At 61.2% G+C, this 24,799-nt stretch carries 21 protein-coding genes; 12 read left to right on the top strand and 9 right to left on the bottom strand.

Annotated elements, in window-relative coordinates; all coding sequences use genetic code 11:
* Nucleotides 1–80: 80 nt before the first annotated feature.
* The 3 genes from BW979_RS00520 to BW979_RS00510 all read left to right on the top strand — a co-directional run bounded on the left by BW979_RS00520 (nucleotide 81) and on the right by BW979_RS00510 (nucleotide 6,837).
* Nucleotides 81–3,356, top strand: a complete 3,276-nt coding sequence (locus BW979_RS00520) for a transglutaminase family protein (protein ID WP_076382892.1) — start codon at nucleotides 81–83, stop codon at nucleotides 3,354–3,356.
* 101 nt (nucleotides 3,357–3,457) lie between these two features.
* Nucleotides 3,458–5,944: a circularly permuted type 2 ATP-grasp protein gene (locus tag BW979_RS00515; protein WP_076382890.1), complete on the top strand. Its 2,487-nt coding sequence runs from the start codon at nucleotides 3,458–3,460 to the stop codon at nucleotides 5,942–5,944.
* Nucleotides 5,944–6,837 (top strand): transglutaminase family protein, encoded by an 894-nt coding sequence (locus BW979_RS00510; protein ID WP_047227326.1) that lies wholly within the window; start codon nucleotides 5,944–5,946, stop codon nucleotides 6,835–6,837. Before BW979_RS00515 ends, BW979_RS00510 begins: the two co-directional genes overlap by 1 nt.
* A gap of 107 nt (nucleotides 6,838–6,944) precedes the next feature.
* On the opposite strand, the gene BW979_RS00505 is transcribed toward BW979_RS00510, so the two are convergent.
* From BW979_RS00505 to BW979_RS27945, 3 genes are all read right to left on the bottom strand, one after another.
* Complete coding sequence (locus BW979_RS00505) at nucleotides 6,945–7,136, bottom strand: hypothetical protein (RefSeq protein ID WP_047227327.1); 192 nt, start codon at nucleotides 7,134–7,136, stop codon at nucleotides 6,945–6,947.
* Between the two features lie 68 nt (nucleotides 7,137–7,204).
* Nucleotides 7,205–7,792 carry a TIGR00730 family Rossman fold protein gene (locus BW979_RS00500; protein WP_047227328.1) on the bottom strand — a complete coding sequence of 196 codons (588 nt, stop codon included), beginning with the start codon at nucleotides 7,790–7,792 and terminating at the stop codon, nucleotides 7,205–7,207.
* Nucleotides 7,793–7,853: 61 nt separating this feature from the next.
* Nucleotides 7,854–7,979, bottom strand: a complete 126-nt coding sequence (locus BW979_RS27945) for a hypothetical protein (protein WP_257220608.1) — start codon at nucleotides 7,977–7,979, stop codon at nucleotides 7,854–7,856.
* 156 nt (nucleotides 7,980–8,135) lie between these two features.
* Between BW979_RS27945 and azu the strand changes: the two genes are divergently transcribed.
* The gene (gene azu, locus BW979_RS00495) at nucleotides 8,136–8,582 is read left to right on the top strand and encodes an azurin (protein WP_047227329.1); all 447 of its coding nucleotides are present in this window, start codon (nucleotides 8,136–8,138) and stop codon (nucleotides 8,580–8,582) included.
* Nucleotides 8,583–8,752: 170 nt separating this feature from the next.
* On the opposite strand, the gene nadE is transcribed toward azu, so the two are convergent.
* The 3 genes from nadE to BW979_RS00480 all read right to left on the bottom strand — a co-directional run bounded on the left by nadE (nucleotide 8,753) and on the right by BW979_RS00480 (nucleotide 11,959).
* Complete coding sequence (gene nadE / locus BW979_RS00490; protein ID WP_047227330.1) at nucleotides 8,753–9,580, bottom strand: ammonia-dependent NAD(+) synthetase; 828 nt, start codon at nucleotides 9,578–9,580, stop codon at nucleotides 8,753–8,755.
* 23 nt (nucleotides 9,581–9,603) lie between these two features.
* Nucleotides 9,604–10,809 carry a nicotinate phosphoribosyltransferase gene (gene pncB, locus BW979_RS00485; RefSeq protein ID WP_047227331.1) on the bottom strand — a complete coding sequence of 402 codons (1,206 nt, stop codon included), beginning with the start codon at nucleotides 10,807–10,809 and terminating at the stop codon, nucleotides 9,604–9,606.
* 244 nt (nucleotides 10,810–11,053) lie between these two features.
* The gene (locus tag BW979_RS00480; protein ID WP_047227332.1) at nucleotides 11,054–11,959 is read right to left on the bottom strand and encodes a LysR family transcriptional regulator; all 906 of its coding nucleotides are present in this window, start codon (nucleotides 11,957–11,959) and stop codon (nucleotides 11,054–11,056) included.
* A 177-nt stretch (nucleotides 11,960–12,136) separates the two neighbouring features.
* Between BW979_RS00480 and amaB the strand changes: the two genes are divergently transcribed.
* The 8 genes from amaB (at nucleotide 12,137) to BW979_RS00435 (ending at nucleotide 22,136) form a co-directional block, all read left to right on the top strand.
* The gene (gene amaB, locus BW979_RS00475) at nucleotides 12,137–13,627 is read left to right on the top strand and encodes an L-piperidine-6-carboxylate dehydrogenase (RefSeq protein ID WP_047227333.1); all 1,491 of its coding nucleotides are present in this window, start codon (nucleotides 12,137–12,139) and stop codon (nucleotides 13,625–13,627) included.
* Nucleotides 13,628–13,783: 156 nt separating this feature from the next.
* Nucleotides 13,784–15,067, top strand: a complete 1,284-nt coding sequence (gene amaA, locus BW979_RS00470) for an L-pipecolate oxidase (RefSeq protein ID WP_047227334.1) — start codon at nucleotides 13,784–13,786, stop codon at nucleotides 15,065–15,067.
* Between the two features lie 365 nt (nucleotides 15,068–15,432).
* Nucleotides 15,433–16,569, top strand: coding sequence for a branched-chain amino acid ABC transporter substrate-binding protein (locus tag BW979_RS00465; protein WP_047227335.1), 1,137 nt, complete (start codon nucleotides 15,433–15,435; stop codon nucleotides 16,567–16,569).
* A 170-nt stretch (nucleotides 16,570–16,739) separates the two neighbouring features.
* On the top strand, nucleotides 16,740–17,654 hold the full coding sequence (locus BW979_RS00460; RefSeq protein ID WP_047227336.1) for an ABC transporter permease subunit: 915 nt from the start codon (nucleotides 16,740–16,742) through the stop codon (nucleotides 17,652–17,654).
* A 2-nt stretch (nucleotides 17,655–17,656) separates the two neighbouring features.
* Nucleotides 17,657–18,937 carry a high-affinity branched-chain amino acid ABC transporter permease LivM gene (gene livM, locus BW979_RS00455; RefSeq protein ID WP_076382888.1) on the top strand — a complete coding sequence of 427 codons (1,281 nt, stop codon included), beginning with the start codon at nucleotides 17,657–17,659 and terminating at the stop codon, nucleotides 18,935–18,937.
* Nucleotides 18,934–19,806, top strand: coding sequence for an ABC transporter ATP-binding protein (locus tag BW979_RS00450; RefSeq protein ID WP_047227338.1), 873 nt, complete (start codon nucleotides 18,934–18,936; stop codon nucleotides 19,804–19,806). The genes livM and BW979_RS00450 overlap by 4 nt, the downstream gene beginning before the upstream one ends.
* The gene (locus tag BW979_RS00445) at nucleotides 19,803–20,519 is read left to right on the top strand and encodes an ABC transporter ATP-binding protein (RefSeq protein WP_076382886.1); all 717 of its coding nucleotides are present in this window, start codon (nucleotides 19,803–19,805) and stop codon (nucleotides 20,517–20,519) included. The genes BW979_RS00450 and BW979_RS00445 overlap by 4 nt, the downstream gene beginning before the upstream one ends.
* A gap of 852 nt (nucleotides 20,520–21,371) precedes the next feature.
* Complete coding sequence (locus BW979_RS00435) at nucleotides 21,372–22,136, top strand: SDR family oxidoreductase (protein WP_047227340.1); 765 nt, start codon at nucleotides 21,372–21,374, stop codon at nucleotides 22,134–22,136.
* A 117-nt stretch (nucleotides 22,137–22,253) separates the two neighbouring features.
* Here the strand turns inward: BW979_RS00435 and BW979_RS00430 are convergent, their stop codons facing one another.
* From BW979_RS00430 to ureG, 3 genes are all read right to left on the bottom strand, one after another.
* Nucleotides 22,254–23,384, bottom strand: a complete 1,131-nt coding sequence (locus BW979_RS00430; protein ID WP_047227341.1) for an AGE family epimerase/isomerase — start codon at nucleotides 23,382–23,384, stop codon at nucleotides 22,254–22,256.
* A 180-nt stretch (nucleotides 23,385–23,564) separates the two neighbouring features.
* Nucleotides 23,565–24,137, bottom strand: coding sequence for a HupE/UreJ family protein (locus BW979_RS00425; RefSeq protein ID WP_047227342.1), 573 nt, complete (start codon nucleotides 24,135–24,137; stop codon nucleotides 23,565–23,567).
* 45 nt (nucleotides 24,138–24,182) lie between these two features.
* A complete protein-coding gene (gene ureG, locus BW979_RS00420; RefSeq protein WP_047227343.1) occupies nucleotides 24,183–24,797 on the bottom strand; it encodes an urease accessory protein UreG in 615 nt (204 codons plus the stop codon).
* Nucleotides 24,798–24,799: the final 2 nt, after the last annotated feature.

Below are 24,799 nucleotides of genomic sequence, written 5' to 3'. Positions count from 1 at the left end.
CGAAGAAAGTGTCCGGCTTGCCTGCATGGCATAAGTCTTGCGCCGCTTTCGATAACGCCCAGGCTCGCAGGAGGTACGTCGTGTCGATTCACGTCGCATTGCACCATGTCACGCATTACCGATACGACCGCGCTGTCGAGCTCGGTCCGCAGATCGTTCGCCTGCGCCCGGCGGCCCACAGCCGCACGCGCATTCTTTCTTATGCGCTGAAGGTCGCGCCCGATCAGCACTTCATCAACTGGCAGCAGGATCCCCAGGGCAATTACCTGGCGCGGTTGGTGTTTCCCGAGAAAACCCGGGAGCTGCGCATTGAAGTCGATCTGCTGGCTGAAATGGCGGTGTTCAATCCGTTCGACTTTTTCCTGGAGCCCTACGCGGAAAAAATCCCGTTCACCTATGCCGCCGACGAGCGCAAGGAGTTGGCGCCTTACCTTGAAACCCTGCCGTTGACGCCGAGATTCCAGGCCTATCTGGACGGCATCGACCGCACGCCGTTGCCGGCGGTGGATTTCCTGGTGGCGCTCAACCAGCGCCTGAGCGAAGACATCAACTACCTGATCCGTATGGAACCGGGCGTCCAGACCCCGGAGCACACCCTGGAGCATGCGTCCGGTTCCTGCCGCGACTCGGCCTGGTTGCTGGTGCAGTTGTTGCGCAACCTTGGCCTGGCCGCGCGGTTCGTTTCCGGCTACCTGATCCAGTTGACCGCCGACGTGAAAAGCCTCGACGGTCCGTCCGGTACCGAGGTGGATTTCACCGACTTGCATGCCTGGTGCGAGGTCTACCTGCCCGGTGCCGGCTGGATCGGCCTGGATGCGACGTCCGGGTTGTTCGCCGGTGAAGGGCATATCCCGTTGGCCTGTAGTCCCGATCCGTCCTCGGCGGCGCCCATCAGTGGCTTGGTGGAACCGTGCGAGTGCGAATTCAGCCACGAAATGTCCGTCGAGCGGATCTGGGAAGCGCCACGGGTCACCAAGCCCTACACCGAAGAGCAGTGGCTGGCGATTCAGGCGTTGGGCCGGAAAATTGATGCCGACCTGCTGGAAGGCGATGTGCGCCTGACCATGGGGGGCGAACCGACCTTCGTCTCGATTGATGACCCGGACGGCGCCGAATGGAACACCGCCGCGCTGGGGCCGGACAAACGTCGCCTCTCCGCCGAGCTGTTCCAGCGCATGCGCAAGCATTATGCGCCCCAGGGGCTTGTGCATTTTGGCCAGGGCAAGTGGTACCCCGGTGAGCAGTTGCCGCGCTGGTCGCTCAACTGCTATTGGCGGCGTGACGGAGTGCCGATCTGGCACAACAGCGCGTTGATCGCTGACGAGCAGCAGGACTACGGCGCCGACGGCGAAATGGCCGGGCGCTTTCTGACAAGCGTTGCCGAGCGTTTGAAAATTCCTGCGCGATTCGTGTTCCCAGCCTACGAGGACAATTTCTATTACCTCTGGCGCGAAGGTGCATTGCCATCGAACGTCACGGCCCAGGACCCCCGCCTGGAAGATGCTTTGGAGCGGGAACGGTTGCGCAAGGTCTTCAGTCAGGGCCTGGATAAAGTGATCGGGCAGGTCCTGCCGCTGGCGCGTACCGCCAAGGGCGATCAATGGCAAAGCGGTCGATGGTACCTGCGCGATAGTCACTGCCGGTTGGTTCCGGGGGATTCGCCCTTGGGCTACCGCCTGCCATTGGCTTCCCAGCCCTGGGTGACAGCGGCCGAATACCCCTTCATTCATCCCACCGACCCGAACCAGGACCTGCCGGTGCTGCCCGATGCCGAACGCCTGGCCCGTCATGGTGAGCCGGCAACCGAGCAGGATCGTGCCCCGCAGATTGACGAATCCGCCGACTGGCTGACCCGCACGGCGTTTTGTGCCGAGGCTCGCGAGGGGCGTTTGTACCTGTTCATGCCGCCCCTGGAGCGGGTCGAGGATTATCTGGAACTGGTCAGCGCCATCGAAGCGACAGCCGAGGAGCTGCATTGCCCGGTACTGTTGGAAGGCTACGAGCCACCGAGCGACCCGCGCCTGAGTAACTTTCGCATCACCCCCGATCCGGGTGTGATCGAGGTTAACGTGCAGCCGTCCGCGACCTGGGATGAACTGGTCGAGCGCACCGAGTTTCTTTACGAAGAGGCGCGACAGACCCGGCTGACCACCGAGAAATTCATGATCGACGGTCGGCACACCGGCACCGGTGGTGGCAACCATTTCGTACTGGGGGGCGCAACCCCGGCCGACTCTCCCTTTCTACGGCGCCCTGACCTGCTGCGCAGTCTGATCAGCTACTGGCATAACCACCCGTCGTTGTCCTACCTGTTTTCCGGCTTGTTCATCGGCCCGACGTCCCAGGCGCCCCGGGTGGACGAAGCGCGCAACGATGCGTTGTATGAGCTGGAAATTGCCTTCGCACAAATGCCGCAACCTGGCGAAGAGTGCCCGCCCTGGCTGGTTGATCGGCTGTTGCGCAATCTGTTGATCGACGTGACCGGCAACACCCATCGTGCCGAATTTTGCATCGACAAGCTCTATTCGCCGGACGGCGCCACCGGGCGTCTCGGTCTATTGGAGCTGCGGGCTTTTGAAATGCCGCCCCACGCCCGGATGAGCCTGGCCCAGCAGCTATTGCTGCGGGCGCTGGTGGCGCGGTTCTGGCGTGAGCCCTACCTGCCTGCGAAGCTGGCGCGGTGGGGGACCGAACTGCATGACCGCTTCCTGTTGCCGCATTTTATCGAACAGGATTTTGCCGACGTCATCAATGAACTGAACGCCGCCGGTTACCCGCTGCGGGCCGAATGGTTCGCCGCGCACCTGGAGTTTCGTTTTCCCAAGGTGGGTGATTACGCGGTCAGCGGCATCGAACTGCAATTGCGCCAGGCCCTTGAACCCTGGCATGTACTGGGAGAAGAGGGGGCGGTGGGCGGCACCGTGCGCTATGTGGACTCTTCTCTTGAACGTTTGCAGGTCAAGCTCAGCGGCCTGGCGCCGCAACGGTATCTGCTGACCTGCAACGGTATACCGGTGCCGCTTCAAGCCACCGGCCGGGTCGGCGAATTTGTCGCCGGGGTGCGTTTTCGCGCCTGGCAACCGGCCAACTGTCTGCAACCGACCATTGCGGTCCATGCGCCGTTGGTCTTCGATTTACTCGACACCTGGATGCAACGTTCGGTGGGGGGGTGCCAGTATCATGTGGCTCATCCGGGGGGACGTAATTACGACAGCCTGCCGGTCAATGCCAATGAGGCGGAGAGCCGGCGAATGGCGCGGTTTTTCCGTCTCGGACACACGCCTGGGAAACTTCCGATACCTCACCTGACAGTGGACGACGAGTTTCCCCTCACGCTCGATCTGCGACGTTTTTGAGAGCGCTCCCTAAGTCGTACACGACACCCGGATATTTCAACTATCCGGGTGTCATGCGCTTGCGCTAGTCTCACGTTTCATTGCTGTCTGCCGAGCTTTCCATGCCTGACCTGCTTGACCGTTACCCGCTGACGACGGGCACCTATCACGAATTGATGGACGACAGTGGCGCGGTGCGCGGGCACTGGCGCCGCCTGCTCGACCATTTGCAGCGCAGTACGCCGGCCCAACTGCTCCAGCGTCAGGCACTGTTGGCCCGGCAGATCCAGGAAAACGGTGTCACTTACAACGTCTATGCGGACCCGAAGGGCGCCGACCGGCCGTGGGAGCTGGACCTGCTGCCCCACGTGATCGATGCGCAGGAGTGGAAGCAACTGTCGGCGGGCATCGCCCAGCGTGCACGCTTGCTCAACGCAGTACTGGCCGACCTGTACGGGCCGCAACGGCTGATCAGTGAAGGGCTGCTGCCGGCGGAACTGGTGTTCGGGCACAACAATTTTCTCTGGCCGTGCCAGGGCATCACGCCGCCGGACGGCATTTTCCTGCACCTGTACGCCGTGGACCTGGCCCGTACGCCCGACGGTCGCTGGTGGGTCACGGCGGATCGGACCCAAGCGCCTTCGGGGGCCGGGTATGCGCTGGAAAACCGCATGATCGTCTCCCGCGCCTTTCCCGATTTGTATCGTGACCTGAAGGTCAAGCACCTGGCCGGTTTCTTCCGCACCTTGCAGCAGACCCTTGCGCGTCAGGCCCCCAGTGATGGCGAGTCGCCGCTGGTGGTGCTGTTGACGCCTGGACGGTTCAACGAAAGCTATTTCGAACACCTTTACCTGGCGCGCCAGCTGGGCTATCCGCTGGTGGAAGGGAGCGACCTGACCGTTCGCGACGCCACGGTGTACCTCAAGACCCTGAGCGGGCTACGACGGGTTCACGCCATCATGCGCCGGCTCGACGATGATTTCTGCGACCCGTTGGAGCTGCGCACCGATTCGGCCTTGGGTGTACCGGGATTGTTGGAGGCGGTGCGCCAGGGCCGGGTGCTGGTGGCCAATGCCTTGGGCAGCGGCGTGCTGGAATCACCGGGCCTGTTGGGCTTTTTGCCAAAGATCAGCCAGTTTCTGTTCGGTGAGGAACTGATACTGCCGTCCATCGCCACCTGGTGGTGCGGTGAGCCGCCGGTGCTGGCCCAGGCCTTGGAAAAACTGCCGCATTTGCTGATCAAACCGGCGTTTCCTTCCCAAAGTTTCAGCCCGGTATTGGGGCGCGACCTGAACGAACAACAGCGTGCACTTCTGGCCGCGCGCATGCAGGCGCGTCCCTATGCCTATGTCGCCCAGGAACTGGCGCAGCTGTCCCAGGCACCGGTCTGGCAAGCCGAAGACGGTCAGCTTCAGCCGCGGGCCATCGGCATGCGCGTGTATGCCGTTTCCGGGGAGGATGACTATCGGGTGCTGCCGGGCGGCCTGACCCGCGTGGCGGCCGAGGCCGACGCCGAAGTGGTGTCGATGCAGCGAGGTGGCGCCAGTAAGGACACTTGGGTCTTGGGAGAACAGCCGCCCAGTGGCGAACAATGGAAGGCCCAGCGAACCGTGGGCGTCCACGATCTGGTTCGGCGTGATCCCTATCTGCCGTCCCGCGTCGTGGAAAATCTGTTCTGGTTCGGTCGCTACTGCGAGCGCTGTGACGACAGTGCGCGGCTGCTGCGGATCATGCTGGCGCGCTATGTCGATGGCGACGACCCGCAAGCGCTGCAGTCGGCGGTATCCCTGGGGGAAAGCCTGATGCTGTTGCCGGAGGAGGGCGAGCTGCCCGAGCGACTGCTGGCGGCCTTGTTGGGGGACGATTGGTCGTTCAGCCTGCGTTCCAACCTGCAGCGATTGCAGTGGGCGGCCTCCCAGGTTCGCGGCAAGCTGTCCCGGGAGAACTGGCAGGCACTGGTGGAGCTGCAGCGCGAAGCCATGGAGCTGGAAACCGCGGAGCCGGATTTCGGTGAGTTGCTGGATTTTCTCAACCGTTTGGTGATGTCCCTGGCGGCGTTGTCCGGATTCGCGTTGGACGACATGACCCGCGACGAGGGCTGGCGTTTCCTGATGATCGGTCGTCGTCTGGAGCGCCTGCAATTTCTCAGCAGCAGCCTTGCGGCGTTCCTGCGAGGCGAGGCGGTGTTCGACCAGGCGGGGCTGGACTGGTTGCTGGAACTGGGCAACAGCAGCATCACCTATCGTTCGCGTTACCTGGCGGTGGCCCAGTTGATTCCGGTGCTCGACCTGCTGTTGCTGGACGAACAAAACCCTCACGCGGTGCTCTTCCAGTTGAAACTGGTGGCCCGTACCCTCAAGCGCTTGAACGATGACTTCGGCGCGCCCAGGGAAACCGCCTTGCCAGAGCTGGTCGCTCGCCTGTCATGCTTTGACCTGCGTTGCCTGGAGAGTCCGCTGTTCGGCGAGGCCAGCCTGCGCGCAGCCCTCGATGGCTTGGCCGATCTGTTGCAGGAAGTGGCCGACGTCAGCGGCCAGGTGTCCGATCGCCTGGCCTTGCGTCATTTCGCTCACGTCGATGACGTCAGCCAGCGTACGGTGTCCGTCTGATGAGCGCTCGTTACCAGATATTCCACGACACCCACTACCATTACGACAGCCCGGTATCCCTGGCCCAGCAGCTTGCTCACCTGTGGCCGCGCCCCTGTGAGTGGCAGCGTTGCACCGAGCAGCAGTTGTTGATCAGCCCGGAGCCGACGACCCGCCGCGATGAGCTGGATGTGTTCGGCAACCCACTGACCCGCCTGGCGTTCGAACGGCCCCATGACGAGTTGCTGGTCAACGCGCGTCTGAGCGTGGAAGTGTTGGCGCGTCCTGTGCTGGACTTCAGTTTGTCCCCCGCCTGGGAGTCAACCCGTCATGCGTTGACCTACAGCGGCCGGCCAATGGCTGCTCCGTTGCTGGATGCGTGCCGCTATCGTTTCGAGTCACCCTATGTGCACCTCAAGCGCAGCTTTGTCGAGTTTTCCGAAAGCTGTTTCGCGCCGGGGCGCCCATTGATGCTCGGCGTGCGGGCGCTGATGGAGAAAATATTCGAGGAGTTCACCTTCGATGCCGAAGCCACCCAGGTGGCAACGCCGCTGGTGGAGGTGCTGGAACGGCGGCGGGGCGTTTGCCAGGACTTTGCTCACCTGATGCTGGCCTGCGTGCGCTCCCGCGGGTTGGCGGCGCGTTACGTCAGCGGCTACCTGTTGACTCAACCGCCGCCGGGTCAGCCACGGTTGATCGGTGCCGATGCCTCGCACGCCTGGATCTCGGTGTTTTGCCCGGTGCTGGGCTGGGTGGACTTCGACCCGACCAACAACGTTCAGCCGGCGCTGGAACACATCACATTGGCCTGGGGCCGGGATTTTTCCGATGTGTCGCCGTTGCGGGGAGTCATTCTGGGCGGCGGTGATCATGACCCCGAAGTGCGGGTGACGGTGATGCCGCTTGAATCGTAAACAGATCCCAGTGTGGGAACGGACTGGGCTGTGAGGGCCGGCAGCGAGGCTGCCGACCCTGGACACAGAACCGGGGGGCCGGATCAGATCATCGGGCCCTGAGGGTATCAGGCGTCGGGCGTCTGATCTTTCGGTGCATCAACATCTACGTCTGCTGCCACGTCGCCTTCGGTATCCGGGGTCAGTGCTGCTGCTTCTTCTTCAGCGGTAGCTTTCTTGCGCTGAAGCTTTTCCTCTTTCTTCTGCTCCTTGGCCAAGTCTCTCTGACGTTTGGCGAAGGAATAATTGGGTTTGGCCATGGGCGATCCTCTGGGGTCGAAGGTGAGGTTGAGCGGCGCGTATTCTGCCCTGTATCGGGGTCGAGCCGTTAGCTGGGTTTTTGTTCGGCCCACTTTGGCTGCACCGACGGTTGCCATTCGTCCAGCGCATCGAGCAGGTGGTGGGGTGATTCGCTCACTTGCAGCATGTCACGGTGGGGCCCACGGACGAAGCCTTCGCCGACGATATGATCAAGAAAACCGGTGAGTTTGCTGTAGAAACCGTTCACTTCCAGCAGCCCCAGCGGTTTGTTGTGATAGCCGAGCTGGCCCCAGGTCCAGACTTCGAACAACTCCTCCAGCGTGCCAAGGCCGCCGGGCAGGGCGATGAAGGCATCGCTGAGCTGAGCCATGCGTGCCTTGCGGGCGTGCATGCCGTCCACCACTTCCAGGCGGGTCAGGCCGCTGTGGCCGATTTCCTTGTCTTTGAGGCTCTGCGGGATGATACCGATCACTTCGCCGCCGGCCGCCAGGGCCGCATCGGCGACGATGCCCATCAAGCCGACCGCGCCGCCGCCATAGACCAGGGTCAGTTTTCGTTCTGCCAACGCACGCCCCAAGGCCTGCGCCGCTTCACGATAGGCTGGGTGGCTACCGGTGCTGGCGCCGCAAAATACACAAACAGACGCTAAAGACATGCCTTACTCCGTGGTCAGTAACTGGACCAGAGTAAAGCCTGGCTTTGGCTGCGCAAAGCAATTAAACCTCGCGCCGGGGTTTTTCGTAGGTGCCACTGGCACCGCAGGCGTAGGCGGCAAGCAAGCTGCACAGCAGGCCGTTGAGGTTCATGATGCGGTACTCCAGAGAGGTGATGGAGCTGATCATATGGCCGCCTCATACCTTTGGCTGGTTGATTATGCTCATCAGGCTGATAGCCTTAAGTTGTATACAATCTTTGACTCAGGTCATAGGAACTTGTCTGAAATTCAGGCAGTCTTCCCCATTGACGGAATTTTTCTAACCATGCCTTGGAGATTCACCATGTTTGCCAAACTTGCTGCAGTATCCCTGTTGACGCTGGCCAGCAGCCAGCTGATGGCAGCCGAGTGCAAGACCACCATCGACTCGACCGACCAGATGTCCTTCAGCACCAAGGCCATCGAGATCGACAAGAGCTGCAAGACCTTCACCGTTGAACTGACTCACTCAGGCAGCTTGCCGAAGAACGTCATGGGCCATAACTGGGTACTGAGCAAAGAGGCTGACATGCAGCCGATTGCTACCGATGGCCTGGCAGCCGGCATCGACAAGAACTACCTGAAAGAAGACGATGCGCGCATCATCGCTCACACCAAGCTCATTGGGGCCAAGGAGAAGGACTCGGTGACTTTCGATGTGTCGAAACTGAGCGCCGATGAGAAATACGGCTTCTTCTGCTCGTTCCCGGGCCACATCTCGATGATGAAAGGCACGGTTACCCTGAAGTAATCACATCAGGCATAAAAAAAGCGCCCGTTTCAGGGCGCTTTTTTGTGCCTCGCCAATAACCGCACATCCTGTGGGAGCGAGCCTGCTCGCGATGACGGCAGCACATTCAACATCAATGCAAACTGACCCACCGCTATCGCGAGCAGGCTCGCTCCCACAGGGATTGCCGGTCACGGCGCGTACGGCATCACCCGCTTGTGCTCGGTCTTGCGATAGGTCTCGCAAATGATTCGAGCGGCTTCTTCGCGCACCGGCAGCCCATGCAGGAACGCATCGATCTCGCCATAGGTCACGCCGTGGGCGGCTTCGTCGGGCTTGCCGGGCGACAGGTCCTCAAGGTCGGCAGTGGGGACTTTTTCCACCAGCGATTCCGGCGCGCCGAAGTCTCGGGCAATAGCCCGGACCTGGTTTTTCACCAGGCCGCTCAACGGCGCCAGGTCACAGGCGCCGTCACCGAACTTGGTGAAGAAACCCATCACGGCTTCGGCCGCATGGTCGGTGCCGATGACCAGGCCTTGCTCGGCACCGGCGATGGTGTACTGCGCCACCATGCGCATCCGCGCCTTGGTATTGCCCAGCACGAAATCCCGGGAGCCCGGCCCTTTGCCTTCGAACGCCAGCACTTCCTTGGCCAGTGCCTTGACCGCCGGACCGATGTTGACGGTATGGCGCTCGTCCGGCTCGATGAAGTCCACGCAGGCCTGGGCTTCATGTTCGTCGAACTGGGTTTCGTACGGCAGGCGCACGGCAATGAACTTGTAGGCGGCGTTGCCGGTTTTCTCCCGCAGTTCACGCGCTGCGCGTTGGGCCAGCAGGCCGGCGGTCAGCGAATCGACCCCGCCGCTGATGCCCAGTACGAGGGTCTTGAGTCCGGAGTTGACCAGACAATCCTGGATAAAGCCCACCCGACGAGCGACTTCGGCCTTGAGGGCAGCGTCATCGGCGAACGGTGGCTGAACCTTGAGCTGTTCAGCAATCTCACGCTGTACGGCTTGCATGAATTCACTCCTTGCTTGGTGTGTCAAAGGGCGGCAGGTACTTGGAAAACGTGTCGCATGTAAGCGACGAAATTCGGGTCTTTGCAGTGGGTCTTGCCGGGCTCGTCTGAAATCTTGGCCACGGGTTGCCCGTCACAGCTGATCATTTTAAGCACGATGCTCATCGGCTCCACACCCGGGATGTCACACGTCAGGTTGGTGCCGATACCGAAGCTGACATTAATGCGACCACGCAATGCCCGAAAAATCTCCAGGCATTTGGGCAGTGTCAGGCTATCGGAGAACACCAGTGTCTTGCTCATCGGGTCGATACCGAGCTTGTGGTAGTGAGCAATGGCTTTTTCGGCCCAGATGACCGGGTCCCCGGAGTCATGGCGCAAGCCGTCGAACAGCTTGGCGAAGAACAGATCGAAGTCCTTGAGGAAAGCGTCCATGGTGATGCAATCGGTCAGTGCGATTCCCAGCAGGCCCCGGTACTCACGCACCCAGCAATCGAGGGCGGCGATCTGACTGTCGATCAGCCGCGGGCCCAGTTGCTGATGGGCCATGATCCATTCGTGGGCCATGGTGCCCAGGGGTTTCATGTCCAGCTCGCGGGACAGGTGCACATTGCTGGTGCCGACGAAGCGTCCAGGGAAATCGTGCTTGAGCACGTTGACGACTTCTTCCTGGACGCGATAGGAAAACCGCCGGCGGGTGCCGAAGTCCGCGACCTGCAGTTCGGATAACTCGTCGGCGCTGGCGTTGGCGGTCAGCCAGTCGAACTTGCGATACAGCTGTTCGCGCGCCTGCTCCAGAACGATCTCGCGGTAGCGATAGCGATTACGTACCTCGCTGACGATGGCCAGCAGCGGCACTTCGAACAGAATCACATGCAACCATGGCCCACGCAGGCGGATAAACAGCTCGCCGTTCTCGATACCGGTGTGCACATAGCGCAGATTGAAACGGAACAGGCCCAGAAAACGCAGGAAATCGGGTTTGAGGAAGCTGATGCGCTCCAGGAAGCCCAACTGGTCGACGCTCAGACTCAGCTCGGCCAGGCGTTCGATCTGAAAGCGGATCTCCGCCAGATACGGGCGCAGGTCTTCGCTGTTGCGGCAGCGAAATTCCCATTCGACTTCGACGTTGGGGTAGTTGTGCAGCACCGCCTGCATCATCGTCAGTTTGTAGAAGTCGGTGTCGAGCAGGTTCTGCACGATACGATCGGCAAATACACTCTCGCTCATGGCGGGAATCTCCAGACAGGCCGCTGCGGCGGGCAGCGGGGTGCAGCGGTTGGTGGTGAAGGGGCTAGTGGCGCATAACCCTGGTGAGTATTGCCAGCGATTTTTTAACGGCGGGTACCCCGCTGGAGTGTCTGGATATGCCAACGGGCCTCATCGCGGGCAAGCCTTGCTCCCACAAGAGAGTGGGCGACCGGCAGCTGTGCACACCCCCTGTGGGAGCAAGGCTTGCCCGCGATAGCCATGCTCAAGGTGCCATTGAGGCCTCGATCTGCTCCAGCATCCACTCCACAAAAAGCCTGACCTTGGGCACTTCCGCCGAATGTTCAGGATAGGCCAGGTAATAGGCATCGGTACTGGGCATCGCATAGTGCCAGGGGATCACCAGCTTGCCGTCAGCCAGTTCTTCTTCCACCAGAAAGCGCGGCAGCAGGGCGACGCCGCAGCCAACCTGGGCGGCCCGGATGCACATGTAGAACGTTTCGAAGCGCGGCCCGTGGTAGCTGTGTTCGGTGTGATAACCCTGGCTGGCGAACCAGTCGTGCCAGGCCTGGGGGCGTGAGGCGTTTTGCAGCAGCACCAGATCGGTCAGTTGCGTCGGGTCGCTGAAGGGCTGGGCCGGCAGATTGCCAGGCGCGCAGACCGGCACCAGTTCTTCGCCGAACAGTTTCAGGGATTCGGCGCCGGGCCGTGAGCCCTGGCCGAAATAGAACGCCAGGTCGCTGCGCCCCTGAAGCAAGTCGTCGGCCTCCTGCTCGCTGCACAGGTCCAGATGAATTTTCGGGTGCCGCAGGCGCCAGCCTTTGAGCCGTGGGACCAGCCAGCGAGCTCCGAAGGTTGGCGGTGTGGAAACCCGTAGGACTTCGGTATCGCCGCCGTAGGAGCGCAAGTAGTGGGTCGACATCTCCACCTGCGTAAGGATTTTTCGTACCTCCCCCAGGTACAAATCCCCGGCCGGTGTCAGCTGCAAGCGTCGACGTACGCGGCGAAACAGCAAATGCTGTAGCAGTTCCTCCAACTGTGCGACCTGTTTGCTGACGGCGCTCTGAGTCAGGTTCAGCTCTTCGGCGGCGCGAGTGAAGCTCAGGTGTCGGGTCACCGCTTCGAAGCACTGTAGCGCCGTGATCGACGGCAAATAGCGTTTATTGATCATGATGAGGCCTTATTTCTTGTGGCGCTGCTTATCCGGTCATGGCCAGCATGAATAAACGGAATGATATCTCGCTTAAAGGTCGTTTGTTGGCAAGTCTCGGGCCAGCTACAACTACAGGTCTGATCAGCCGTGATCGTCCGGCTGCCAATTCTTTGTCTTTTGTTTGAGGAATTAACCATGGTTGCTGCATTGCTTGATCGTCTGGGTGTCGAACCGGCCTTGTACCAGAGCGGCACACAACCGGTGCATTCGCCCATCGACGGCAGTCGCATCGGCGCCGTGAACTGGGAGGGCGCCGCAGAGGTTGAGCAGCAGGTCAGCCGCGCCGAGCATGCGTTCGACCTGTGGCGCCAGGTGCCGGCCCCTCGCCGCGGCGAGTTGGTACGTCAATTTGGTGATCTGCTGCGCGAGTACAAGGCCGACCTCGGCGAGCTGGTGTCCTGGGAAGCCGGCAAGATCACCCAGGAAGGTTTGGGTGAAGTGCAAGAGATGATCGACATCTGCGACTTCGCAGTCGGTCTGTCCCGTCAGCTGTACGGCCTGACCATCGCCTCCGAGCGTCCGGGCCACCACATGCGTGAATCCTGGCATCCGCTGGGCGTGGTCGGCGTGATCAGCGCTTTCAACTTCCCCGTGGCGGTCTGGGCCTGGAACACCACGCTGGCCCTGGTTTGCGGCAATGCGGTGATCTGGAAACCCTCGGAAAAGACCCCGCTCACCGCCCTGGCCTGCCAGGCGTTGTTCGAACGTGTGCTGAAGAACTTCAGCGATGCGCCACCGTACCTCAGTCAAGTGATCATCGGCGGTCGCGATGCCGGCGAAGCGCTGGTGGACGATCCGCGCGTGGCGTTGATCAGCGCCACCGGCAGCACCCGCATGGGTCGTGAAGTGGCGCCGAAAGTCGCCGCGCGCTTTGCCCGCAGCATCCTCGAGCTGGGTGGCAACAATGCGATGATCCTGGCCCCCAGCGCCGATCTGGACATGGCGGTGCGCGCCATCCTGTTCAGCGCCGTCGGCACCGCCGGCCAACGTTGCACGACGCTGCGCCGCCTGATTGCCCATGAGTCAGTGAAAGAAGAGATCGTCAGCCGGCTCAAGGCCGCTTATTCGAAAGTGCGCATCGGCCATCCGCTGGAAGGCAACCTCGTCGGGCCGCTGATCGACAAGCAGAGCTTCGAAAACATGCAGGATGCACTGGAGCAGGCCTTGAGCGAAGGCGGGCGAGTATTTGGTGGCAAACGCCAGCTTGAAGACCAGTTCCCGAATGCCTACTACGTATCGCCGGCCATCGTCGAGATGCCGGAGCAGAGCGATGTGGTGTGCCACGAAACCTTCGCGCCGATCCTTTATGTGGTCGGCTACAAGGATTTTGCCCAGGCCCTGCAACTCAATAACGCGGTGCCTCAAGGCCTGTCGTCCTGCATCTTCACCACGGACGTGCGTGAAGCCGAGCAATTCATGTCAGCAGTGGGCAGCGACTGCGGCATCGCCAACGTCAACATCGGCCCGAGCGGCGCGGAAATCGGCGGCGCGTTCGGCGGCGAGAAAGAGACTGGCGGCGGACGTGAGTCAGGCTCCGATGCATGGCGCGGTTACATGCGTCGCCAGACCAACACCGTGAACTACTCGCTGGAGCTGCCGTTGGCGCAGGGGATTACCTTCGACTGAGGTCGTGTCAACGAGTGTCCCCTGTGGGAGCGAGCCTGCTCGCGATAGCGTCGGATCAGCCAACATGGATGTTGCAAGGTAAACCGCATCGCGAGCAGGCTCGCTCCCACCATGAGTTTATGTGCAGTGGTTGGGTTTCATTTCCGGAGTCTGGCAATGCCGTTACGCGAAGAATGTCTGTGGGAAAAACTGACGCCGCAAAGACCTGAAAATACCGCCCTCACCGGCGAAATCACGGTGGATGTCTGCGTGATCGGCGCAGGTTTTACCGGTTTGTCGGCGGCGGTGCATTTGCTCGAACAAGGCAAGCGCGTGGCTGTGCTGGAGGCCCATCGGGCCGGGCATGGTGGGTCGGGGCGCAATGTCGGATTGGTCAACGCCGGCTTGTGGATCCCGCCGGATGAGATAGAAGCCGGCTTCGGCGAAGCGGTGGGCAGCCAGCTCAATCGCATGCTCGGGGCGGCGCCGGCGCTGGTGTTCAGCCTCGTCGATAAATACAACATTGATTGCCAGCTGCGGCGCGAAGGCACGCTGCACATGGCTCACAACGCCAGGGGCGAAGCGGACCTGCGCAGTCGTGAAGAACAATGGAAGCGCCGTGGCGCCCCGGTGGAGTTGCTCACCGGCCAGGCGTGTGCCCAGGCCACGGGCACCTCGAAAATCGCTGCGGCATTGCTCGACCGGCGTGCCGGCACGCTCAATCCGATGGCCTACACCAGTGGACTGGCCAAGGCTGCCGGCGACCTTGGTGGCCAGTTGTTTGATCATTCCCCCGTCACGCGCCTGGAACGCCAAGGGCAGCGCTGGTCGGTGCAAACTGCCCAGGGTTCGGTACTGGCCGAGCAAGTGGTGATCGCGTCCAATGCCTACACCGAAGGTGACTGGACGGAGCTGCGGCGCAATTTCTTTCCCGGTTACTACTATCAGGTTGCTTCCGCTCCGCTGACCGACGAAGCGGCGCAGCGCATCCTGCCAGGCGGCCAGGGCTCGTGGGACACCCGCCAGGTACTGAGCAGCATTCGTCGGGACAAGGACGGGCGTCTGTTGCTGGGCAGCCTGGGTAATGGCAATCGCAAACCCACCTGGTTCCTCAAGGCGTGGGCCGACCGGGTGCAACAGCACTATTTCCCTTACCTCAAGCCGGTGGAATGGGAATGCACCTGGACCGGGTGTATCGCCTTCACCCCCGATCACCTGATGCGCCTGTTCGAGCCGGCCCCCGGTCTGGTGGCCGTGACGGGTTACAACGGCCGCGGCGTGACGACTGGCACAGTAGTGGGCAAAGCCTTTGCCGACTATCTGTGTCACGGCGACGCCAGCGCGCTGCCGATTCCCTTCGCCGCCATGCGGCCACTGGCCGGGACAGGCTTGCGCAGCTGCTTGTATGAAGCGGGTTTTTCGCTGTATCACGCCGGCCAGTGCCTGCGAATTGTGATCTGAATGTTGAAAAATGTTGCCGCAGCGCTCGTTTTCCACCACAACGTCTAGCCTGTTATGGTGCGGGTTGTAGCAGTTGTGCACCGCCAGTGTGCAGTTCGGTGACGCGGGTTGTTACAGGTGGGTTGCACGTCGTTTCGTGTGATGGTTGCAATGATGGCTCAGGGAGGGTTGTACCCATTTGGTTCTATGGTTGTACCTTGTGCGGTTTAGACGGTTGCACGCCCAATAAAAAAGGGCTCGAAACAGTCGAAATAACAATAAAGCAGCGACTTTTTTAAGAATAAAAAACCGATGGCACGGCGCTTGCTCTGAGCTTTTCAGTGAAGTCGCAGTGCCAACTAAAAAAAACCTTGGAGCACCACCTCATGTCCCAGACGTTTTACAAGAAAGGCTTTCTGGCCCTCGCAGTGGCAGCTGCGCTGGGTGTTTCTGCGTTTGCTCAGGCCGACGTCAAGATCGGCGTAGCGGGTCCGATGACCGGTGCCAACGCGGCATTTGGCGAGCAGTACATGAAAGGCGCACAAGCGGCGGCAGACGAGATCAATGCCAAGGGTGGCGTGAACGGCGAGAAAATCGTTCTGGTGCAGGGCGATGACGCCTGCGAACCGAAGCAGGCCGTGGCCGTGGCCAACCGCTTTGTCGATCAGGACAAGGTTCTTGGCGTGGTCGGTCACTTCTGTTCCTCGTCCACCATCCCGGCGTCCGAGGTCTACGGCGATGCCGGCATCATCTCCATCACCCCTGGTTCCACCAACCCGCAGGTCACCGAGCGTGGCCTGAGCGCGATGTTCCGTATGTGCGGTCGTGACGACCAGCAGGGCATCGTCGCCGGCGACTACATCGTTGACGTGCTCAAGGGCAAGAAAGTCGTCGTCCTGCACGACAAGGACACCTACGGCCAGGGCCTGGCGGATGCTACCAAGGCGCAGTTGGCCAAGCGTGGCGTGGAGCCGGTGCTGTACGAAGGTCTGACCCGTGGCGAGAAAGACTTCAGCGCCGTGGTCACCAAGATCCGTTCGGCCGGTGCCGACGTGGTCTACTTCGGCGGTCTGCACCCGGAAGCCGGCCCACTGGTCCGCCAGTTGCGTGAGCAAGGCCTCAAGGACGTGAAATTCATGTCCGACGACGGCATCGTCACCGACGAACTGGTCACCACCGCCGGCGGCCCGCAATACGTGGATGGTGTGTACATGACCTTCGGCGCCGACCCACGCCTGCTGCCAGACAGCAAGGCCGTGGTGGACGCGTTCCGTGCCAAGGGCACCGAGCCGGAAGGCTACACCCTGTACGCCTACGCCTCGGTCCAGGCCTTGGCGGCCGGTTTCAACGGCGCCAAGAAAAATGACGGCGAAGCCGCGGCCGAATGGCTCAAGGCCAATCCGGTCCAGACCGTGATGGGCAAGAAGGAGTGGGACTCCAAGGGCGACCTGAAAGTCTCCGACTACGTGGTTTACCAGTGGGACAAGGACGGCAAATACCATCAGCTGGAAAAACAGAAGTGACATGAACGGCTGAATCGCCCGGCGCCCCTGGTGCCGGGCGGTTTACCCGTGTTCATGCAGTACCTGTCTTTTCTCCCGAGAGCTGCGCGCACATCGTGCAGCGTCGGCGGCTGAACCCCGGTCCGTCGCAGCGGTGTGCGTGCAGTCTCTCAAATGCGTGAGATTGCGTTATGGATGGTATTTTCCTGCAGCAACTGATCAATGGCCTGACCCTCGGGTCGGTCTATGGTCTGATCGCCATCGGCTACACAATGGTCTACGGCATCATCGGCATGATCAACTTCGCCCATGGCGAGGTTTACATGATCTCTGCGTACCTCGCGGCGATCAGTCTGGCTCTGCTGGCCTGGTTCGGTATCGAATCCTTCCCCCTCATGATTCTCGGCACGCTGGTGTTCACCGTGGTGGTGACCGGCGTCTACGGCTGGGTGATCGAGCGCGTCGCCTACAAACCCCTGCGTAACTCCACTCGCCTGGCACCGCTGATCAGTGCCATCGGCATTTCGCTGATCCTGCAGAACTATGCCCAGATCAGCCAGGGCGCTCGCCAACAGGGCGTGCCCACGTTGCTCGAAGGCGCCATGCGCGTGGACATCGGCAGCGGCTTCGTCCAACTGACCTACACCAAGATCTTCATCCTGGTCGCCGCATTCGCCGGGATGGCCTTGCTGACCTACATCATCAAGTACACCAAGCTCGGCCGTATGTGCCGCGCGACCCAGCAAGACCGCAAGATGGCCTCCATCCTCGGGATCAACACCGACCGGGTGATTTCCTATGTGTTCGTCATCGGTGCGGCCATGGCGGCCCTGGCCGGTGTGCTGATCACCATGAACTACGGCACCTTCGACTTCTATGCCGGCTTCATTATCGGCATCAAGGCGTTCACCGCGGCGGTACTCGGCGGCATCGGTTCCCTGCCTGGGGCGATGCTGGGCGGGATCATCCTCGGCATCTCCGAGTCGCTGTTCGCCGGTCTGATCAACTCTGACTACAAAGACGTGTTCAGTTTCTCGCTGCTGGTGCTGATTCTGATTTTCCGTCCCCAAGGCCTGTTGGGTCGCCCACACGTGGCGAAGGTATAAGTATGTCTGCTGCCAATAAACCGATTGATATCAAAAAGAGCGTCATCGACGCGATCCTGGCCGGCCTGATCTCGCTGATCGTGTTCGGGCCGATTGTCGGCGTGGTGCTCGACGGCTACAGCTTCAACCTGCAACCGGCCCGCGTGGGCTGGCTGGTGGCGATCGTGATGGTCGGGCGCTTTGCCTTGAGCCTGTTTCTGCAAACCCCCAAGGGTCTGAAGATTCTCCAGGGGTTCGAAAGCACCAGCTCCGGCGTGCATGTGCTGCCGCCAGACTACAAGTCGCGCCTGCGCTGGATCATCCCGGCGTTGATCGTGATTGCCATCGTGTTCCCGTTTTTTGCCAACAAATACGTGCTCACGGTGGTCATCCTCGGGCTGATTTATGTATTGCTGGGCCTGGGCCTGAACATCGTGGTCGGCCTGGCCGGGCTGCTTGACCTGGGTTACGTGGCGTTCTATGCCATCGGCGCTTATGGCCTGGCGCTGGGTTACCAATACCTGGGCCTGGGGTTCTGGACGGTGCTGCCGCTGGCGGCGATTGCGGCGGCGATGGCCGGGTGCATATTGGGATTCCCGGTGTTGCGAATGCACGGTGACTACCTGGCCATCGTGACCCTGGGTTTTGGCGAGATCATCCGGCTGGTGCTCAACAACTGGCTGTCGTTTACCGGCGGGCCGAATGGCATGCCGGTGCCGTCGCCGACCTTCTTCGGCCTGGAGTTCGGCCGGCGAGCGAAGGAGGGCGGGGTGCCGTTCCACGAGTTCTTCGGCATGGCCTACAACCCCAACGTCAAATTCCTGTTCATCTACATCGTCCTGTTCATCACCGTGCTGCTGGTGCTCTACGTCAAGCATCGCCTGACCCGCATGCCGGTCGGTCGCGCCTGGGAAGCCTTGCGCGAAGACGAGATCGCCTGCCGCTCCATGGGCCTGAACCATGTGCTGGTCAAGCTCTCGGCGTTCACCATTGGTGCTTCCACGGCGGGCCTGGCAGGCGTGTTCTTTGCCAGTTACCAGGGCTTCGTCAACCCCTCGTCGTTCACCTTCTTCGAGTCGGCGCTGATTCTGGCGATCGTGGTACTGGGCGGCATGGGGTCGACAGTGGGCGTGGTCATCGCTGCATTTGTCCTCACCGTGGCGCCGGAGTTGCTGCGCAGCTTCTCGGAATACCGGGTGCTGCTGTTCGGCGTGCTGATGGTGTTGATGATGATCTGGCGCCCGCGCGGCCTGATTCGCATCAGTCGTACCGGGGTGACGCCGCGTAAGGGAGTAGCGCCATGAGCGAAGTCGTGCTTACCGTTGAAAACCTGATGATGCAATTCGGTGGGATCAAGGCCCTCAGCGACGTCAGCCTGCAAGTCAAGCGCAACTCGATCTTCGCCCTGATCGGCCCCAACGGTGCGGGCAAGACCACGGTGTTCAACTGCCTGACCGGTTTCTACAAGGCCACAGGCGGCAAAATCGAGCTCAATGTGCGCGGCGAGCGGACCGATGTCATCAAGCTGTTGGGCGAACCGTTTCGTCCCACTGACTTCGTGTCCCCCAAATCCTTCGCCAGCCGGGTGTTCTACAAGATGTTCGGCGGCACCCACCTGGTGAACCGTGCAGGCCTGGCGCGGACCTTCCAGAACATTCGCCTGTTCAAGGAAATGTCCGTGCTGGAGAACCTGTTGGTGGCTCAGCACATGTGGGTCAATCGCAGTCTGGTGGCGGGCGTGCTCAACACCAAGGGTTACCGCCAGGCAGAAAGCGATGCCCTGGACCACGCCTTCTACTGGCTGGAAGTGGTGGACCTGGTGGATTGCGCCAACCGGCTGGCGGGCGAACTTTCCTATGGCCAGCAACGGCGCTTGGAAATTGCCCGGGCCATGTGCACCCGCCCGCAGATCATCTGTCTCGACGAACCGGCCGCCGGCCTAAACCCTCAGGAAACCGAAGCGCTGAGCGCGATGATCCGGCTGCTGCGCGACGAGCACGATCTGACCGTGGTGCTGATCGAACACGACATGGGCATGGTAATGAGCATTTCCGACCACATCGTGGTGCTGGACCACGGCAACGTGATCGCCGAGGGCGGTCCCGAGGCGATTCGCAACGATCCGAAGGTGATCGCGGCCTACCTGGGTGCCGATGAAGAGGAGCTGGTATGAGTGGACCTATCCTCGAACTCAAGGAGCTGGACGTATTCTATGGGCCGATCCAGGCCCTGAAAAAAGTCTCGATGCACATTGGGGAAGGTGAAACCGTCAGCCTGATTGGCTCCAACGGTGCCGGCAAGTCCACGTTGCTGATGTCGATTTTCGGCCAGCCGCGGGCGGCGAGTGGGCAGATTATCTACCAGGGCGTGGACATCACGCACAAGTCGTCCCACTACATCGCCTCCAACGGCATCGCGCAATCGCCGGAAGGACGGCGGGTATTCCCTGACATGACCGTTGAGGAAAACCTGTTGATGGGCACCATTCCCATCGGTGACAAGCACGCCAGCGAAGACATGCAGCGCATGTTCGAGCTGTTCCCGCGGCTCAAGGAGCGGCGCAACCAGCGGGCCATGACCATGTCCGGGGGCGAGCAGCAGATGCTCGCCATCGCCCGGGCGCTGATGAGCCGGCCCAAGTTGTTGCTGCTCGATGAACCCAGCCTGGGATTGGCGCCGATCGTGGTCAAACAGATCTTCGCCACCTTGCGGGAACTGGCGTCCACCGGCATGACGATCTTTCTGGTGGAGCAGAACGCCAACCACGCCCTCAGGCTGTCGGACCGGGCCTATGTGATGGTCAACGGTGAAATCCGCCTGACCGGCACCGGCAAGGAACTGCTGGTCAACGAAGAGGTGCGCAACGCGTATCTGGGCGGCCATTGACACAAGGCCAGCCATGAAAAAACCGGCGATTGAATCGCCGGTTTTTTTATCTTTCAAAGCCACCACCATTCCCCTTGTGGGAGCGAGCCTGCTCGCGATGGCGCCGGACCATCCAACCTCTTTATATCGGACATGACCCTATCGCGAGCAGGCTCGCTCCCACAGGGTTTGGCGCTGTGCCCGAGAATTGTGGACAACAATCCTGAGCCCCTGCGAAACCGCGACATAAAGTCGCCGCAAACAGTTGTTTTGTCACGGTTTTGACTTGTCCCCGTTTGCTGTGGAACCGGCTGTGGGTAACGTGGGAGTAGCTGGCTGCAAGCCTCTGAATACGTGGCTTTCAGGCGTGTGGTTGTTTTTTGATCAGGGGTTTTCGGTCAAGCGGGTACGAGGGTTGTCAACACTTTTATGAGGGTCGCCAAAGGCTTGGAAATCTGTGCGCAAGCCTGTGGATAAGTCTGTGATTAAACTCTGGAAAGACCGCGCTGAGGGCCGAATTTGCTGGCTTGAAGCCATCGTTCTTTTTACTGTCGGCTTATAGCAGATAAGTCGATCTGCACAACCTGCATTGCAGGGTCAAGGGAAAAAATTTTCCAAATCCCTCGCAAAGCCTTATGCACAGCGGCTTGGGGAGTTTGCACTTGCCCCCGATTGCTGTGGACCCGCCTGTGGATAAGGTGCGGGCAACCGCCTGTGGCCCTTGTTTCATAAGGCCTGGCGCCGATTGGTTGTTTTATGAGCAATGCTCGAATGAAACCTCGCTTCCAGAAGTCTTGCCCATGCTGTGCCAGGCCGGGCATGCTGTGGGCCGATTTCCATTCATTGGCTGTTTTGAGCCCCAAGGAGAACACGATGTCCAACACCCTGTTTATTACCGGCGCAACGTCCGGTTTCGGTGAAGCCTGTGCCCGTCGTTTTGCCGAAGCAGGCTGGAAACTGGTGCTGACCGGTCGTCGTGAAGAACGCCTCACTGCCCTGTGCGCCGAGTTGTCGAAGCAGACTGAAGTCCATGGTCTGGTGCTTGATGTGCGTGACCGCACAGCCATGGAGGAGGCGATCGCCAACCTGCCACCGTCCTTCGCCAAATTGCGGGGCTTGATCAACAACGCCGGTCTGGCGCTGGGCGTTGATCCTGCGCCCAAGTGCGACCTCGATGACTGGGACACGATGGTCGATACCAACGTGAAAGGTTTGATCTACAGCACCCGCCTGCTGTTGCCGCGGCTGATCGCTCATGGCCGTGGTGCCGGGATCGTCAACCTGGGGTCCATCGCCGGCAACTATCCGTACCCTGGCAGCCACGTGTACGGGGCGAGCAAGGCGTTCGTCAAACAGTTCTCCCTGAACCTGCGTTGCGATCTGCAAGGCACTGGCGTGCGGGTAAGCAACATTGAGCCGGGTCTGTGCGAGAGCGAGTTTTCCCTGGTGCGCTTTGCGGGTGACCAGGAACGCTACAACGCGACCTATGCCGGGGCCGAGCCGATCCAGCCGCAGGATATCGCCGACACCATTTTCTGGGTGCTCAACACTCCGGCCCACATCAATATCAACAGCCTGGAATTGATGCCTGTGAGCCAGACCTGGGCCGGGTTTGCCATTGAGCGCAACAAGGCGTAAGACCGCGTTATCGTTCATCGCGGGCAAGCCTTGCTCCCAAAGAGTTGACTCATCTATGGGGCAAGGTCGGCCAAATGTCTGTGGGAGCAAGGCTTGCCCGCGATAGCGATTTACCGGTCAGGCCAGATAATCAGCCAGCCCGCGGTAGCAGGTCAGTAGGTGATACGGCGTGGTCGATGGCATGTCCTGGCGGCTGACAGTGCCGTCGGCGTCCAGGCATTCGTTCCAGCCTTTGGCATGCAGGAAGTGCTGCTGCAACGCCCGTAGTTGATGCAGCAATGCGCCCTGATTGCCCGGGCGTAATGTCAGTGCCCGCAAATATTCCGCCTGAGCCCAGATGCGCTGGGTGGCGTCCCGCGGTACCTGTGATCCCAGGCTCAGCATGGCGCACACCGCGCCGGACTGCGGGCTCACGCCTTGCTGTTCGGTACGGCTGAAGCTGCTATCAAGGGCTGTGTGCAACTTGCCGCCGCGCAACAAGGGCGATGAGGCCAGCAAGTAATACCACTCGAACTGATGGCCTGGCTCAAACCAGTTATCCACAGCCTTGACCGGTTTCTCCATCATGACGCGCTGCTGCGGGTCGATGAAGTGCTTGAACATGGCATCGCACAGGGCCAGCAATGCCTGGCGCACGTTGATGTCGTCGCGAACCGAGAGGGTGGCGAGGAAGGCTTCGGCCAGGTGCATCAACGGGTTTTGCAGCGGGCCGGATGCGCGGGTCGACCAATCGCGTCCCAGGCTGGCCTCGTAAAGGCCGTCTCCGGTCGCAAAGCGCCGGGCGATGACTTCCAGGGCCGCGTTGAGTACCGACTCCACCAGCGGCTCGCGAACCTTGCTCCAGTAATGGGCGCAGGCAAACAGGATGAAAGCGTGGGTGTAAAGGTCTTTGCCGGTGTCCAGCGGTACGCCTTGGGGGTCAATGCTGTAGAACCAGCCACCATGTTCGCCATCATGGAAGTGCCGCTGCAGGGAGCGGAACAGTGCGCCAGCCCGTTCTTCGGCCTGTGGCGCTTCGCCGATCAGGCTGGCGAACACGTATAGCTGTCGCGCACAGGCCATCGCCCGGTAGCGCTGGGGCTCGAGCGGCTTGTGCCGGGTATCGAGGGATTCATAGGGCAGCGCCAGCTCGGCATTCCATCCCGGGCCTTGCCACATCGGCACGATCACGTCGTGAAAGTGCTGACGTACCGTGGCGAACAGGGCAGTCAGTTCAGGTGCAGGAGCGGGGCGGGAAGCATCGGGCATTGGTGGACGTCGTCACGGCTGGAGGGGTGATTGCGCGACATGGTAGCAGAGTGGCAAGTTCGAGAGAGGCGAGGCCTTCCAGTCCGTCATCGCGAGCAGGCTCGCTCCCACATTTATTGGCGTATGCCATACCCTGTGGGAGCGAGCCTGCTCGCGATTAGCCTTGATGGGTGCTGAAAATCAACCCGCCAACAACCACACTCCAGCCGCCGCCGAACCCGCTCCGGCCAGACGCACCAGAGGGGCGGCCGCTTGCGGCAAGACGCGAACCACGGCGTAGCCTGCGCCATGCAACGCCGCCGTCGCCGCGACAAAACCGGCCGCATAAGCCCAAGGGCTTGTCATGTCCGGCAGTTCCAGACCATGGGCCACGCCATGGAACAGCGCGAACACCGCCGTCGCGCCAATCGCCAGGCTCAGCGGCGGGCGCACCGCCAGTGCCACCGCCAGGCCCAAGGCCAGCACCGAGGCGGCAATCCCGCTTTCCAGCGCAGGCAGGTCCAGGCCTTCAAAGCCCAGCAAACCGCCGATCAGCATGCTGACGACGAAGGTGCACGGCAGCGCCCAGCGCGCCGCGCCTTGTTGTTGGGCGGCCCACAAGCCGACCGCCAGCATGGCCAGCAGATGATCCAGCCCGCCGATGGGGTGACCGAGGCCGGCCATCAGGCCGTTATCGCCATGGCCAGGGTGAGCAAAGGCCAAGGCCGGGGTCAGCAACAGGGCGAGGGCGCCAAGCAGGCGTTTGAATGTCATGGATAAGCTTCCTTGTTGAGCGTGTGAACAGTTGAAGTTGAAAAATCAGGCGGCGGTCAGCAGGCCCTGGCGTTCGATGAAGGCGATGATCTGCTCCAGGCCCTGGCCGGTTTTCTGGTTGCTGAACACGAACGGCTTGCCGTTGCGCATCCGACGGGTGTCGCTGTCCATCATTTCCAGGGACGCACCCACCAGTGGCGCCAGGTCGATCTTGTTGATCACCAGCAGGTCGGATTTACAGATGCCCGGTCCGCCTTTGCGCGGCAGCTTGTCGCCGGCCGAGACATCGATCACATAAATGGTCAGGTCCGACAGCTCTGGGCTGAAGGTCGCCGAAAGGTTATCGCCGCCCGATTCCACCAGGATCAGATCCAGCCCCGGAAACCGTCGGTTCAATTGATCCACGGCCTCAAGGTTGATCGAGGCGTCTTCGCGGATCGCCGTGTGCGGGCAACCGCCGGTTTCCACGCCGATGATCCGCTCCGGCGCCAAGGCTTCGTTACGCACCAGAAAATCGGCATCTTCACGGGTGTAGATGTCGTTGGTGACCACCGCCAGGTTGTAGCGTTCACGCAGGGCCAGGCACAGGGCCAGGGTCAGGGCGGTTTTGCCGGAGCCTACCGGGCCGCCGATACCGACGCGCAGAGGTTGTGTATTCATGA

The organism is Pseudomonas sp. A214 (assembly GCF_900156295.1).
Lineage (GTDB): Bacteria > Pseudomonadota > Gammaproteobacteria > Pseudomonadales > Pseudomonadaceae > Aquipseudomonas > Aquipseudomonas rhizophila.
This window is presented reverse-complemented; position numbering and strand designations above follow the sequence as displayed.